Consider the following 14,292-nt stretch of genomic DNA (forward strand, 5'->3'; position numbering starts at 1 on the left):
CGGACAGGTTTGCGGAGAAAGTAGATGAGCGCGCTCTATATGATTGTCGGCACCCTGGTCGCACTGGGTGTGCTGGTTACCTTCCACGAGTTCGGCCATTTTTGGGTCGCACGTCGCTGTGGGGTCAAGGTACTGCGCTTCTCCGTTGGCTTCGGCATGCCGTTGCTGCGCTGGCACGACAGGCAAGGCACCGAATTTGTCGTTGCTGCCATCCCGTTGGGTGGCTACGTGAAAATGCTCGACGAGCGCGAAGGTGAAGTGCCGCTCGATAAGCTTGATCAAGCCTTCAATCGCAAATCCGTTCGTCAGCGCATTGCCATCGTAGCGGCGGGGCCGATTGCCAACTTCCTGCTGGCACTGTTTTTTTTCTGGGGATTGGCAATGCTCGGCAGCGAGCAGGTGCGTCCGGTCATCGGGGCTGTGGAGTCTGGCAGTATTGCGGCCAAGGCGGGTTTGAACCCGGGTGAGGAGATCGTGGCCATTGATGGCGAAGCGACTTCCGGCTGGGCGGAGGTGAATCTGCAACTGGTTCGTCGTCTGGGCGAAAGCGGCTCGTTGCAGGTAATGGTTCGCGAACAAGGCTCCACGACCGATTCTCCTCGAGAACTTGCGCTGGACAAATGGCTCAAAGGGGCTAACGAGCCTGACCCTATCCGTTCGTTGGGGATTCGCCCGTGGCGTCCGGCGTTGCCGCCTGTGCTGGCCGAAATCGATCCAAAGGGGCCAGCTCAGGCTGCCGGCCTGAAGACCGGCGACCGGTTACTGGCGCTCGATGGTCATACGCTGGATGACTGGCAGCAGGTCGTCGATACCGTGCGTATGCATCCTGATACCAAAATCATGCTGCGGGTCGAGCGTGACGGTGCTCAAATCGACGTCCCGGTGACGCTGGCCGCTCGCGGCGAGAGCAAGTCACCCAGCGGTTACCTGGGGGCAGGGGTGAAGGCTGTCGATTGGCCACCGGAAATGATCCGCGAGGTCAGTTATGGGCCATTGGCAGCGATTGGCGAGGGTGCCCGACGCACCTGGACCATGAGCGTGCTGACCCTCGATTCACTGAAGAAAATGTTGTTCGGTGAGCTCTCGGTAAAAAACTTGAGTGGACCGATAACCATTGCTAAAGTGGCGGGCGCTTCGGCCCAGTCGGGTGTTGCTGATTTCCTGAATTTCCTTGCTTATCTGAGTATTAGCCTGGGGGTTCTGAATTTGCTGCCCATTCCTGTGCTGGATGGGGGGCATTTGTTGTTTTATCTGATCGAGTGGGCGCGTGGTCGCCCCTTGTCGGATCGGGTGCAAGGTTGGGGGATACAGATCGGTATCAGTTTGGTGATCGGAGTGATGTTGCTTGCTCTGGTCAATGATCTGGGTCGTCTGTAACGTCGCTGAATTGCGAATCTGCCGCATTTTGCGGCAGTTTGTTTATTGCCAGTTGGAATAAGAAAGGACTTCATGAAACGTCTGCTGCTAACTGCGGTTCTCACCGTATTGATGATCGCCGAAGTTCACGCCGAGTCCTTCACTATCTCTGATATTCGCGTCAATGGCCTCCAGCGGGTCTCCGCGGGTAGCGTCTTTGGTGCTTTGCCGTTGAACGTCGGTGAACAGGCGGATGATCGACGCCTGGTGGAATCCACTCGTGCGTTGTTCAAAACCGGTTTCTTTCAAGATATCCAGCTGGGCCGCGATGGCAACGTCCTGGTCATCACTGTAGTCGAACGTCCGTCTGTCGCCAGTATCGAGATCGAAGGCAACAAGGCGATCTCTACCGAAGACCTGATGAAAGGCCTCAAGCAATCCGGTCTGGCCGAAGGCGAGATCTTCCAGCGTGCCACCCTTGAAGGTGTACGTAACGAACTGCAGCGCCAGTACGTCGCCCAGGGTCGCTACTCGGCCACCGTCGATACCGAAGTGGTGCCGCAGCCGCGTAACCGGGTTGGCCTGAAGGTCAATATCAACGAAGGTACCGTTGCAGCCATCCAGCACATCAACGTGGTGGGCAACACGGTTTTCCCCGATGAAGACCTGATCGACCTGTTCGAACTCAAGACCACCAACTGGTTGTCGTTCTTCAAGAACGACGACAAGTACGCCCGTGAAAAACTCTCCGGTGACCTGGAGCGCCTGCGTTCCTACTACCTGGACCGTGGCTATATCAACATGGATATCGCTTCGACCCAGGTTTCCATTACGCCGGACAAGAAACACGTCTACATCACCGTCAACGTCAACGAGGGCGAGAAATACACCGTTCGTGACGTCAAGCTCAGCGGCGACCTGAAAGTCCCTGAAGACCAGGTCAAGTCCCTGCTGCTGGTGCAAAAAGGCCAGGTGTTCTCGCGCAAGCTGATGACCACCACCTCCGAACTGATCACCCGTCGTCTGGGTAACGAAGGTTATACCTTCGCCAACGTCAACGGCGTGCCTCAACCGCACGATGAAGATCACACCGTAGACATCCTGTTCGCGGTCGATCCGGGCAAGCGTGCTTACGTGAACCGCATCAACTTCCGTGGCAACACCAAGTCCGAAGACGAAGTGCTGCGCCGTGAGATGCGTCAGATGGAAGGCGGCTGGGCTTCGACCTACCTGATCGACCAATCCAAGACCCGTCTGGAGCGTCTGGGCTTCTTCAAGGAAGTCAACGTCGAGACTCCGGCGGTGCCGGGTGTCGATGACCAGGTTGATGTCAACTACAGCGTTGAAGAACAAGCCTCCGGTTCGATCACCGCCAGCGTCGGTTTCGCCCAGAGCGCCGGCCTGATCCTCGGTGGTTCGATCACCCAGAACAACTTCCTGGGTACCGGTAACAAGGTCAGCATCGGCTTGACCAAAAGCCAATACCAGACGCGTTACAACTTCGGTTTTGTCGACCCCTACTGGACCGCCGATGGCGTGAGCCTGGGTTACAACGCCTTCTACCGCACCACCGACTACAACGACCTCGACGTCGATGTGGCGAGCTATGCCGTTGACAGCATGGGTGCTGGCGTGAGCGTCGGTTACCCGATCAGCGAGACTTCACGCCTGACCTTCGGCCTGACTGCGCAACAGGACAAGATCAAGACCGGTCAATACACCGTCGACGAGATTTTCGACTTCGTTAACCGTGAAGGCGATCAGTACCTGAACTTCAAGGCTTCGGCCGGCTGGTCCGAATCCACCCTGAACAAAGGCGTATTGGCGACCCGTGGCCATTCTCAAAGCTTGACGGCGGAAGCCACCGTACCGGGTAGCGACCTGTCGTTCTTCAAACTCGATTACCGTGGCCAGTTGTTCCAGCCACTGTCTGAAAACTACACCATGCGCCTGCACACTGAATTGGGTTATGGCGACGGTTATGGTTCGACCGACGGCTTGCCATTCTATGAAAACTACTATGCTGGTGGTTTCAACTCGGTTCGTGGCTTCAAGGACAGTACATTGGGGCCGCGCAGTACTCCGAGCCGTGGCGCAGGCAGTACTGGCAACCCGGGCACTCTTGCTGACCCGGATCAGGATCCACTGCCGTTCGGTGGTAACGTCCTGATTCAAGGTGGTGCAGAGGTTCTGTTCCCGATGCCGTTCGTCAAGGATCAGCGATCCCTGCGTACCTCGGTTTTCTGGGATGTGGGTAACGTATTCGACTCCAAGTGCCAGCAGACGACCAACACCAACCCTGCGTCGAAGTCCAATACGCAGTGTAACGATGTCAGCCTCAGCAACCTGGCCAGTTCCGTGGGTGTAGGTGTGACGTGGGTAACTGCGCTGGGTCCTCTGAGCTTCGCGTTGGCCATGCCGGTCAAGAAACCGGATAACGCTGAGACTCAAGTGTTCCAATTTTCCCTCGGCCAGACGTTCTAAGCGTCTGACCCAAGATAACGACAATGAATTTTGTAGGAGTGCATCGTGCGTAAGTTGACTCAATTGGTTCTCCTGGCCAGCGTACTGGTCGCTGGTCCGGCATTTGCCGACATGAAAATTGCCGTTCTGAACTATCAGATGGCTCTGTTGGAGTCTGACGCGGCCAAGAAGTACGCCGTGGATGCCGAGAAGAAGTTCGGCCCTCAGCTGACCAAGCTCAAGACGCTGGAAAGCAGCGCCAAGGGTATTCAGGACCGCCTGATGGCCGGTGGCGACAAAATGCAGCAAGGCGAGCGCGAGCGTCTGGAGCTTGAATTCAAGCAAAAGGCCCGTGACTTCCAGTTCCAGTCCAAGGAACTGAACGAAGCCAAAGCCGTTGCCGACCGTGAAATGCTGAAGCAGCTCAAGCCGAAACTGGACAGCGCTGTGGAAGAAGTCATCAAGAAAGGTGCTTATGACCTGGTCTTCGAGCGTGGCGCAGTGATTGATGTCAAGCCTCAGTACGACATCACTCGCCAGGTTATCGAGCGCATGAATCAGCTGAAGTAATCCATGACCGTGACCATTAAGCTCGGCCAGCTGGCCGAGTTCCTCGGCGCCACGCTACGTGGCGACCCCGAGAAAGCAATTACTGGGCTAGCCACCTTGCAGGAGGCTGGCCCAGCTCAGTTGAGCTTTCTTGCAAACCCCCAATACCGTAAATACCTGGCAGGCAGTCAGGCGGCAGCCCTGTTGCTGAAAGCCGCTGACGCCGAAGGTCATTCCGGGGATGTGCTGGTGGTGCCGGATCCTTACGCGGCCTACGCACGTGTTTCCCACCTGTTCGATCCAAAGCCCAAGGCCGCCGCCGGCATACATCCAACGGCGGTGATCGCCGCGGATGCAGTGGTCGATCCTGCGGCGAGTATCGGTGCGTTTGTGGTGATCGAAAGTGGTGCGCAGGTTGCAGCCGGTACGACTGTCGGCGCGCATTGCTTCATCGGCGCTCGCAGCGTGGTGGGTGAGGGTGGCTGGCTCGCGCCGCGTGTGACCTTGTATCACGACGTTCGCGTCGGCAAGCGGGTTGTCATTCAGTCCGGTGCAGTGCTCGGCGGCGAAGGCTTCGGTTTTGCCAATGAAAAAGGCATCTGGCAGAAAATTGCCCAGATTGGTGGTGTGCTGATCGGCGATGATGTGGAAATTGGCGTGAACACCGCTATAGACCGCGGCGCGTTGGCCGATACCATCATTGGCAATGGCGTGAAACTCGATAACCAGATTCAGATTGCCCACAACGTTCAGGTCGGTGATCACACCGCCATGGCGGCGTGCGTCGGGATCTCCGGCAGCACCAAAATCGGCAAGCATTGCATGCTCGCCGGTGGTGTAGGCCTGGTGGGCCATATTGAAATTTGCGACAACGTTTTCCTCACCGGGATGACCATGGTGACCCACTCGATTACCGAGCCAGGCGCCTATTCTTCCGGTACGGCCATGCAGCCGGCAGCCGAGTGGCGCAAAAGCGCGGCACGCATTCGTCAGCTAGATGACATCGCGCGGCGTCTGCGTCAGCTGGAAAAGCAAGTAGGGGAAGTGACCCCTGACGGTAATGCTTCATCAGATGGCTGATACCATTTCCATATCAAGTGTGCACAGCCGCTAGACTGCCTCCTTGATTTGCTAGCGGAACGTGCGTCAGTCGCGCGCTCCCAATCTTTACATAGGCTTCCCCCCGAAATGATGGACATCAACGAGATTCGCGAATACCTGCCTCACCGTTACCCGTTCCTGCTGGTGGACCGGGTAGTGGAGCTGGATGTTGAAGGCAAGCGCATTCGCGCCTACAAGAATGTCAGCATCAACGAGCCGTTCTTCAATGGTCACTTCCCTGCGCATCCAATCATGCCGGGCGTATTGATCATCGAGGCCATGGCTCAGGCTGCCGGGATCCTTGGTTTCAAAATGCTCGACGTGAAACCGGCCGACGGCACTCTTTATTACTTCGTCGGCTCCGACAAGCTGCGCTTCCGCCAGCCGGTTCTGCCAGGCGATCAACTGATCCTTGAAGCCAAGTTCATCAGCTGCAAGCGTCAGATCTGGAAGTTCGAATGCCAGGCTTCGGTCGATGGCAAGCCTGTCTGCTCCGCTGAAATCATCTGTGCGGAACGCAAGCTATGAGTTTGATTGACCCTCGTGCAATCATCGATCCGACAGCCGTTCTGGCTGAGGGCGTCGAGGTCGGCCCGTGGTCGATCGTCGGCGCAGGTGTGGAAATCGGCGAGGGGACAGTCATCGGGCCACACGTAATCCTCAAGGGCCCGACCCGAATCGGTAAGCACAATCGCATCTACCAGTTTTCCTCGGTGGGTGAAGACACACCTGACCTGAAGTACAAGGGCGAGGAAACCCGCCTGGTGATTGGTGATCACAACGTCATCCGTGAAGGCGTGACGATTCACCGTGGCACCATCCAGGACCGTTCGGAAACGACCCTGGGCGACCACAACCTGATCATGGCGTATGCCCACATCGGCCACGACAGCGTAATCGGCAACCACTGCATCCTGGTGAACAACACCGCATTGGCGGGCCATGTGCACGTGGAAGACTGGGCGATCCTCTCCGGCTTCACCCTGGTTCATCAGTATTGCCACATTGGCGCCCACAGCTTCTCAGGCATGGGGACGGCGATCGGCAAGGATGTTCCTGCGTATGTCACGGTGTTCGGCAACCCGGCCGAAGCCCGCAGCATGAACTTCGAGGGCATGCGCCGTCGGGGTTTCAGCGAAGATGCAATCCACGCACTGCGTCGTGCCTACAAGGTGGTGTACCGCCAGGGCCTGACCGTGGAGCAGGCGCTCGCCGAGCTGGCAGAGCCGTCGGCCCAGTATCCGGAAGTGGCGGTGTTCCGTGACTCCATCCAGTCTTCGACTCGCGGCATTACCCGCTAATCATGGCCAATCTGTGTATTGCGCTGGTAGCGGGTGAGGCTTCCGGTGACATTCTGGGTGCAGGCCTCATGCGCGCGCTCAAGGCTCGTCACCCAGCCGTCGAATTCATCGGTGTTGGCGGTCCGCTGATGCAGGCCGAGGGCCTGACCCCGTACTTCCCGATGGAGCGTCTGTCGGTGATGGGGCTGGTGGAAGTCCTGGGTCGCCTGCGCGAGTTGCTGGCGCGGCGCAAAAAGCTGGTCGCCGACCTGATCGCCGCGAAGCCGGACGTGTTCATCGGTATCGATGCACCCGACTTCAACCTCAATATCGAACTCAAGCTGCGCCAGGCCGGGATCAAGACCGTGCACTACGTCAGCCCGTCGGTCTGGGCCTGGCGGCAGAAACGCGTGCTGAAGATTCGCGAAGGCTGCGACCTGATGCTCACGCTGTTCCCGTTCGAAGCCAGATTCTACGAAGAGAAAGGCGTGCCGGTGCGGTTCGTCGGCCATACCCTGGCCGATGCCATTCCACTCGAAGCCGATCGCGCTGCTGCACGGGCCGAACTCGGTTTGCCCGACGGGCCGCTGGTGGCGTTGATGCCCGGCAGCCGGGGTGGTGAAGTTGGCCGGCTCGGTGCGTTGTTTCTCGATACCGCGCAGCGCCTGCGGGCGTTGCGCCCGGGGGTGCGGTTTGTCATGCCATGCGCCAGCCCACAGCGTCGCGCACAGCTCGAAGAGCTTTTGGCCGGTCGAGATTTGCCGCTGACCCTGCTCGATGGACAGTCTCATCTCGCCCTGGCAGCGTGCGATGCGGTGTTGATTGCTTCCGGCACAGCAACGCTTGAAGCATTGCTGTACAAGCGGCCGATGGTGGTCGCCTATCGCCTGGCGCCGCTGACGTTCTGGATTCTCAAGCGCATGGTGAAAAGCCCTTACATTTCGTTGCCGAATTTGTTGGCCCAGCGTCTGTTGGTGCCCGAGTTGTTGCAGGACGATGCCACGGTCGAAACGCTGGCCCAGACGTTGTCACCATTGATCGAGGGTGGGGAAGAGCAGACCCGCGGTTTCGATGAGATTCACCGGACCCTGCGTCTGGATGCCTCCAACCAGGCTGCTGATGCAGTGCTGAACCTGATCGGCCAAGTGAAATGAGTAAAACGAACATGCAGATGGGGCTGGATTTCACCTTGGTGGCGGAAGTCGAAGAACTGGTTGCCGGAGTCGATGAAGTCGGTCGCGGCCCACTCTGTGGTGCAGTAGTGACGGCGGCGGTGATTCTTGATCCGAACCGCCCGATCCTCGGCCTGAACGACTCGAAGAAACTCACTGAGGCCCGCCGCGAAAAGCTCTACGACGAAATCTGCGAAAAAGCCCTGAGCTGGTGCATCGCTCGTGCCGAAGTCGAAGAAATCGACGAACTGAATATCCTGCACGCCACCATGTTGGCCATGCAGCGTGCGGTCGCGGGGCTGCACATTCAACCGAAACTGGCGATGATCGACGGCAACCGTTGCCCTAAGCTGCCGATGCGTTCCGAGGCGGTGGTCAAGGGCGACAGCAAGGTGCCGGCCATCGCGGCGGCTTCGATTCTGGCCAAAGTCAGCCGTGATCGGGAAATGGCCGCGTTCGAACTGATTTATCCGGGTTACGGCATCGGCGGGCATAAAGGCTACCCGACACCCGTTCATCTGGAAGCGCTCACCCGTCTTGGCCCGACCCCGATTCACCGGCGTTCGTTTGCCCCGGTGCGGCTGGCGTATGAGGCGCGGGAAGGTCTCATCGAGAGTTAGTCGCGAGGCTGATTTTTTTTAGCAGGGCCCGGTACAATCCGGGCCTTGTTGTTTTCAAGTTCACAGACAGGATCACTATGCCGGCTTCATTCGTTCACCTACGCCTGCACACTGAATACTCCCTGGTCGACGGTCTGGTGCGGATCAAGCCGCTGGTCAAGACCCTGGTCGGCATGAACATGCCTGCCGTAGCGGTCACCGACCAGAACAACATGTGTTCCCTGGTCAAATTCTATAAAAACGCCATGGGTGCCGGGATCAAGCCGATCTGCGGTGCCGACCTGTGGCTGTCGAACAAGGATCCGGACAACCCGCTGAGCCGGATCAGCCTGCTGGTGATGAACGCCGAAGGTTATCGCAACCTCACCGAGCTGATTTCCCGCGGCTTTATCGATGGTCAGCGCAATGGCGCGATCATCATCGAGCGCGAATGGGTCGCCGAAGCCAACGCTGGCTTGATCATGTTGTCGGCGGCCAAGGAAGGCGAGATTGGCCAGGCCATGCTCAGCGGCAACCCCGCCGAGGCCGAAACCCTGGCCCGCGAATGGATGGAAGTGTTTCCGGATCGTTTCTACCTGGAAATCCAGCGCACCAACCGCCCCAACGATGAAGAGCAACTGCACGGCGCCGTGGCCCTGGCCGAGAAGCTCGGCGCGCCGCTGGTGGCGACCAATGACGTGCGCTTCATCAAGCAGGAAGACTTCGCCGCCCACGAAACCCGCGTTTGCATCGGTGAGGGCCGTGCCCTCGACGATCCGCGGCGTTCGAAGAATTACAGCGATCAGCAGTACCTCAAAAGCGCCGGGGAAATGGCCGAGCTGTTCAGCGACATTCCCGAGGCGCTGGAAAACACCGTCGAGATCGCCAAGCGCTGCAACATCGAAGTGAAGCTGGGTACGCACTTCCTGCCCAACTTCCCGATCCCCGATGGCATGACCATCGACGAATACTTCCGCAAGGTCTCGTTCGAAGGTCTGGAGGAGCGGCTGTCGGTACTGCTGCCCAAAGACACCACCGAAGACTACGAGGCCAAGCGTCAGGTCTATGTCGACCGGCTGAATTTCGAGCTGGATATCATCATCCAGATGGGCTTCCCCGGTTACTTCCTGATCGTGATGGACTTTATCCAGTGGGCCAAGAACAACGGCGTGCCGGTAGGTCCTGGCCGTGGATCGGGTGCGGGATCGCTGGTGGCCTATGTGCAGAAGATCACCGACCTTGACCCGCTGGAATACGACCTGCTGTTCGAACGTTTCCTCAACCCGGAACGGGTATCGATGCCCGACTTCGACGTCGACTTCTGCATGGACGGTCGTGACCGGGTGATCGACTATGTGGCCGAGAAGTACGGCCGCAACGCGGTAAGCCAGATCATCACCTTCGGTTCCATGGCCGCCAAGGCTGTGGTCCGCGACGTGGCGCGGGTGCAGGGCAAGTCCTATGGCCTGGCGGACCGTCTGTCGAAGATGATTCCGTTCGAAGTCGGCATGACCCTGGAAAAGGCCTACGAGCAGGAGGAGATCCTGCGCGACTTCATCAAGGTCGATGAAGAAGCCGCGGAAATCTGGGAAATGGCCCGCAAGCTCGAAGGCGTTGTACGTAACGTCGGCAAGCACGCCGGTGGTGTGGTTATCGCGCCAACCAAGCTGACCGACTTCTCGCCGATTTATTGCGACGAGGCCGGCGACGGTCTGGTAACCCAGTTCGACAAGGACGACGTCGAGGCGGCCGGCCTGGTGAAGTTCGACTTCCTCGGCCTGCGGACCCTGACGATCATCGACTGGGCGCTGAAAACCATCAACCGCGACCGCGCCAAGGTCAACGAGCCGCCGCTGGACATCGCGTTCATCCCGCTGGACGACAAGCCGACCTACACCTTGCTGCAAAAGGCCGAAACCACGGCCGTGTTCCAGCTTGAATCCCGGGGCATGAAAGAGCTGATCAAAAAGCTCAAGCCCGACTGCCTGGAAGACTTGATCGCACTGGTGGCGCTGTTCCGTCCGGGCCCGCTGCAATCGGGCATGGTGGACGACTTCATCAACCGTAAGCACGGTCGCGCGGAACTCGCGTACCCGCACTCGGATTACCAGTACGAAGGCCTCAAGCCAGTACTGGCACCGACTTACGGCATCATCCTGTATCAGGAACAGGTGATGCAGATTGCCCAGGTCATGGCCGGTTACACCCTCGGTGGTGCAGACATGCTGCGTCGAGCCATGGGCAAGAAAAAGCCCGAGGAAATGGCCAAGCAGCGCGGTGGCTTCATTGAAGGTTGCGCCACCAACAATATCGACGCGGACCTTGCCGGTAACATTTTCGACCTGGTAGAAAAATTCGCCGGTTACGGCTTCAACAAATCCCACTCCGCTGCCTATGGCCTGGTGTCGTACCAGACCGCGTGGCTGAAGGCCCACTACCCGGCGCCGTTCATGGCCGCGGTACTGTCGGCGGATATGCACAACACCGACAAGGTCGTGACCTTGATCGAAGAAGTGCGGACCATGAAGCTGCGTCTCGACGCGCCGGACGTGAACACTTCCGAATTCAAGTTCACGGTGAACGACGAAGGCCGGATCATCTACGGCCTGGGTGCAATCAAGGGCGTGGGTGAGGGGCCGGTCGAGGCGATTACCGAAGCGCGTCTGGCCGGTCCGTTCAAGGATCTGTTCGATTTCTGCGCGCGGGTCGACCTCAAGCGCATCAACAAGCGCACCCTCGACGGATTGATCCGCAGCGGTGCCCTGGATCGCCTCGGGCCGTATTTCCACGATGAGCAGAAAGCCTACCAGGCCAACATCGACCGCAATCGCGCGGTGCTGCTGACGGCCATGGAAGAAGCGATCAAGGCGGCCGAACAGACCGCGCGCACCCAGGACAGTGGTCACTCCGACCTGTTTGGCGGCCTGTTTGTCGAAGAAGACGCCGACGTCTATGCCAATCACCGCAAGGCCAAGGAACTGACCCTCAAGGAACGCCTGAAAGGGGAGAAAGATACCCTCGGCCTGTACCTGACCGGTCACCCGATCGACGAATACGAAGGTGAAATCCGTCGCTTCGCCCGTCAACGCATCATCGATCTGAAACCTGCACGTGATACCCAGACAGTCGCCGGGATGATCATCGCCTTGCGGGTGATGAAGAACAAAAAGGGCGACAAGATGGGGTTCATCACCCTCGACGACCGCTCCGGGCGGATCGAGGCCTCGCTGTTTTCCGAAGCGTTCCATGCTGCGCAATCACTGTTGCAGACCGACGCGATGGTGGTGGTCGAAGGTGAGGTCAGCAACGACGACTTCTCCGGTGGCCTGAAGTTGCGGGTCAAGCGGGTGATGAGCATGGAAGATGCGCGCACCAATCTGGCCGAAAGCTTGCGCCTGAAGCTGCATGCCAGGGACCTCAAGGGCGATCAGCTACGCTGGTTGGGCGAACTGTTGAAGCGTCACCGCGGTGCATGCCCGATCACCATGGACTACACCAGCCCTGATGCGAAGGCGTTGTTGCAGTTCGGCGAAGGCTGGCGGATCGATCCGGCGGATGCGTTGATTCAAGCCCTGCGTGACCAGTTCGGGCGAGACAACGTCTTCCTCCAATACCGTTGACGGTCAGTGCTATCAGATTGCCCTGACCTTGACCTGAATTTTTAATCTCGACCTCAGCGCGCCTGTCCCTTAAGGTAGGGCGCGAATAGACAACCGGCCGGCCCAAGATCACTTGGGACTCGACCCAAGACGGACGCCTATGAACCCGAATTTTCTAGATTTCGAACAGCCGATCGCCGACCTGCAAGCCAAGATCGAAGAGTTGCGCTTGGTCGGTAACGACAATTCGCTGAATATCGGCGATGAGATCTCCCGCCTGCAGGACAAGAGCAAAACGCTGACCGAAGACATCTTCGGCAAGCTGACCAGCTGGCAGATCGCACGTCTGGCGCGTCACCCGAAACGTCCGTATACCCTGGACTACATCGAACACATCTTCACCGAATTCGACGAACTGCACGGTGACCGTCACTTCTCCGACGACGCTGCGATCGTTGGCGGTATTGCCCGTCTGGATGACAAGCCGGTGATGGTTATCGGTCACCAGAAAGGCCGTGAAGTGCGCGAGAAGGTTCGCCGCAACTTCGGCATGCCGCGTCCGGAAGGCTACCGCAAGGCTTGCCGCCTGATGGAAATGGCCGAACGTTTCAAAATGCCGATCCTGACCTTCATCGATACCCCGGGCGCTTACCCTGGCATCGACGCTGAAGAGCGCAACCAGAGCGAAGCGATTGCCTGGAACCTGCGGGTGATGGCGCGCCTGAAAACCCCAATCATCGCCACCGTGATCGGTGAGGGTGGTTCCGGTGGTGCACTGGCGATCGGTGTCTGCGACCAGTTGAACATGCTGCAATACTCGACCTACGCGGTGATTTCGCCGGAAGGTTGCGCTTCGATTCTGTGGAAAACCGCCGAGAAAGCACCGGATGCCGCAGAAGCGATGGGCATCACCGCCGAGCGCCTCAAAGGCCTGGGTATCGTCGACAAGGTGATTGGCGAGCCATTGGGTGGCGCGCACCGTGACCCGGCCGCTGCAGCCGCATCGATCCGCGCCGAGCTGAGCTCGCAACTGGCGATGCTGAAGAAGTTCGACAACGACGCGCTGCTGGCCCGTCGCTACGAGCGTCTGATGAGCTACGGTCTCTGATCTGACCTCGGCTTGAATGTGGGAGCGGGCTTGCTCGCGAAAGCGGTATAACAGTCGACCTATGTGTTGAATGTTGAACCGCTTTCGCGAGCAAGCCCGCTCCCACATTTGATTTGCGTGAAGTGATCGATATGAATTTGCCTGCCAAGCTTTTACTGAACCTGAAACCTTGGCGCAATGCTGCGACCTGGCACATCGCCTACTCGGGAGGCCTGGACTCCACCGTCCTGCTGCACCTCCTTGCACACCTTGCAAAAACCGAATCCCTGCCGGCGCTGAGCGCCATCCATGTTCATCACGGCCTTCAAGCTGTGGCCGATGCGTGGCCGGAGCATTGTCGTTCGGTGTGCGCTGCGCTGGGCGTCCCGTTGCAGATTGTTCGTGTACAGGTGCAGCCCGGCGCCAGTCTGGAGCGAGCGGCCCGGGACGCGCGTTATCACGCGTTCAGCGAAGTGATTCGGCCTGGTGAAGTGCTGCTGACAGCCCAACACCGTGACGATCAGGCGGAAACCTTGCTGTTCCGCTTGCTGCGTGGAGCCGGAGTGAGAGGTCTGTCGGGCATGCCACGGCAGCGCCCACTGGGTAAAGGGCACCTGCTGCGGCCTTTGCTCGATGCGACCCGCGCCGAACTGGAAGCCTATGCGGCGGCGCATCAATTGCGCTGGATTGAGGACCCTTCCAATCAGGATCGACAATTCTCGCGCAATTTCCTGCGTCATCAGGTGTTCCCGGTGTTGACCACGCGCTGGCCACAGGCGATGGCGACCATGGCTCGCAGTGCTGCGCATTTGAGTGAAGCCCAAGGGCTGCTTGATGAGCTGGCACAGATTGACTTGAACCAGGCGCGCACCGCCAATGAATTCGATTGGCTGGGGCTGCCGTCGCTGGAACTGGCTTCACTGGAGAAACTCTCCGCCGCGCGTCAGCGCAATGCGCTCAGTCATTGGCTCGAACCGCTGACTCGCCTGCCGGACACCGACCATTGGTCGGGTTGGGAGGATTTGCGCGACGCCACCGGCGATGCCTGCCCGGTGTGGCGGCTGGCCGAGGGCGAACTGCATCGGG

11 protein-coding genes are annotated in these 14,292 nt (G+C 58.9%); all 11 read left to right on the forward strand.

What is annotated here, in order from left to right:
- Positions 1-24: 24 nt before the first annotated feature.
- Positions 25-1,377: a sigma E protease regulator RseP gene (gene rseP, locus ACCD00_RS18265; protein WP_413426573.1), complete on the forward strand. Its 1,353-nt coding sequence runs from the start codon at positions 25-27 to the stop codon at positions 1,375-1,377.
- A gap of 72 nt (positions 1,378-1,449) precedes the next feature.
- Positions 1,450-3,840 (forward strand): outer membrane protein assembly factor BamA, encoded by a 2,391-nt coding sequence (gene bamA / locus ACCD00_RS18270; RefSeq protein ID WP_413426575.1) that lies wholly within the window; start codon positions 1,450-1,452, stop codon positions 3,838-3,840.
- 45 nt (positions 3,841-3,885) lie between these two features.
- A complete protein-coding gene (locus tag ACCD00_RS18275; RefSeq protein WP_008000031.1) occupies positions 3,886-4,389 on the forward strand; it encodes an OmpH family outer membrane protein in 504 nt (167 codons plus the stop codon).
- A 3-nt stretch (positions 4,390-4,392) separates the two neighbouring features.
- On the forward strand, positions 4,393-5,448 hold the full coding sequence (gene lpxD, locus ACCD00_RS18280; RefSeq protein ID WP_413426577.1) for a UDP-3-O-(3-hydroxymyristoyl)glucosamine N-acyltransferase: 1,056 nt from the start codon (positions 4,393-4,395) through the stop codon (positions 5,446-5,448).
- Between the two features lie 108 nt (positions 5,449-5,556).
- Positions 5,557-5,997 carry a 3-hydroxyacyl-ACP dehydratase FabZ gene (gene fabZ, locus ACCD00_RS18285; protein ID WP_007978374.1) on the forward strand — a complete coding sequence of 147 codons (441 nt, stop codon included), beginning with the start codon at positions 5,557-5,559 and terminating at the stop codon, positions 5,995-5,997.
- Positions 5,994-6,770: an acyl-ACP--UDP-N-acetylglucosamine O-acyltransferase gene (gene lpxA / locus ACCD00_RS18290; protein WP_008019545.1), complete on the forward strand. Its 777-nt coding sequence runs from the start codon at positions 5,994-5,996 to the stop codon at positions 6,768-6,770. The genes fabZ and lpxA overlap by 4 nt, the downstream gene beginning before the upstream one ends.
- Before the next feature lie 2 nt (positions 6,771-6,772).
- Positions 6,773-7,903, forward strand: a complete 1,131-nt coding sequence (lpxB, locus tag ACCD00_RS18295; protein WP_413426580.1) for a lipid-A-disaccharide synthase — start codon at positions 6,773-6,775, stop codon at positions 7,901-7,903.
- A gap of 11 nt (positions 7,904-7,914) precedes the next feature.
- Positions 7,915-8,541, forward strand: coding sequence for a ribonuclease HII (rnhB, locus tag ACCD00_RS18300; RefSeq protein ID WP_057400877.1), 627 nt, complete (start codon positions 7,915-7,917; stop codon positions 8,539-8,541).
- Between the two features lie 77 nt (positions 8,542-8,618).
- Positions 8,619-12,140 (forward strand): DNA polymerase III subunit alpha, encoded by a 3,522-nt coding sequence (dnaE, locus tag ACCD00_RS18305; protein ID WP_413426582.1) that lies wholly within the window; start codon positions 8,619-8,621, stop codon positions 12,138-12,140.
- Positions 12,141-12,279: 139 nt separating this feature from the next.
- Positions 12,280-13,227 carry an acetyl-CoA carboxylase carboxyltransferase subunit alpha gene (locus ACCD00_RS18310; RefSeq protein ID WP_057400875.1) on the forward strand — a complete coding sequence of 316 codons (948 nt, stop codon included), beginning with the start codon at positions 12,280-12,282 and terminating at the stop codon, positions 13,225-13,227.
- A gap of 131 nt (positions 13,228-13,358) precedes the next feature.
- Positions 13,359-14,292 (forward strand): tRNA lysidine(34) synthetase TilS (gene tilS, locus ACCD00_RS18315; protein WP_413426584.1); only part of this gene is annotated, 934 nt, incomplete at its 3' end.

Origin of the sequence: Pseudomonas sp. Pseusp3, from assembly GCF_047304225.1 — a bacterium.
Taxonomy (GTDB): domain Bacteria; phylum Pseudomonadota; class Gammaproteobacteria; order Pseudomonadales; family Pseudomonadaceae; genus Aquipseudomonas; species Aquipseudomonas fluorescens_CD.

What these genes read in the sequence shown, in the direction of transcription:
- lpxA (WP_008019545.1), top strand. Translation starts at nt 5,994, where the DNA reads ATGAGTTTGATTGACCCTCGTGCAATCATCGATCCGACAGCCGTTCTG.
- rseP (WP_413426573.1), top strand. Translation starts at nt 25, where the DNA reads ATGAGCGCGCTCTATATGATTGTCGGCACCCTGGTCGCACTGGGTGTG.
- bamA (WP_413426575.1), top strand. Translation starts at nt 1,450, where the DNA reads ATGAAACGTCTGCTGCTAACTGCGGTTCTCACCGTATTGATGATCGCC.
- dnaE (WP_413426582.1), top strand. Translation starts at nt 8,619, where the DNA reads ATGCCGGCTTCATTCGTTCACCTACGCCTGCACACTGAATACTCCCTG.
- lpxB (WP_413426580.1), top strand. Translation starts at nt 6,773, where the DNA reads ATGGCCAATCTGTGTATTGCGCTGGTAGCGGGTGAGGCTTCCGGTGAC.
- ACCD00_RS18310 (WP_057400875.1), top strand. Translation starts at nt 12,280, where the DNA reads ATGAACCCGAATTTTCTAGATTTCGAACAGCCGATCGCCGACCTGCAA.
- fabZ (WP_007978374.1), top strand. Translation starts at nt 5,557, where the DNA reads ATGATGGACATCAACGAGATTCGCGAATACCTGCCTCACCGTTACCCG.
- rnhB (WP_057400877.1), top strand. Translation starts at nt 7,915, where the DNA reads ATGCAGATGGGGCTGGATTTCACCTTGGTGGCGGAAGTCGAAGAACTG.
- lpxD (WP_413426577.1), top strand. Translation starts at nt 4,393, where the DNA reads ATGACCGTGACCATTAAGCTCGGCCAGCTGGCCGAGTTCCTCGGCGCC.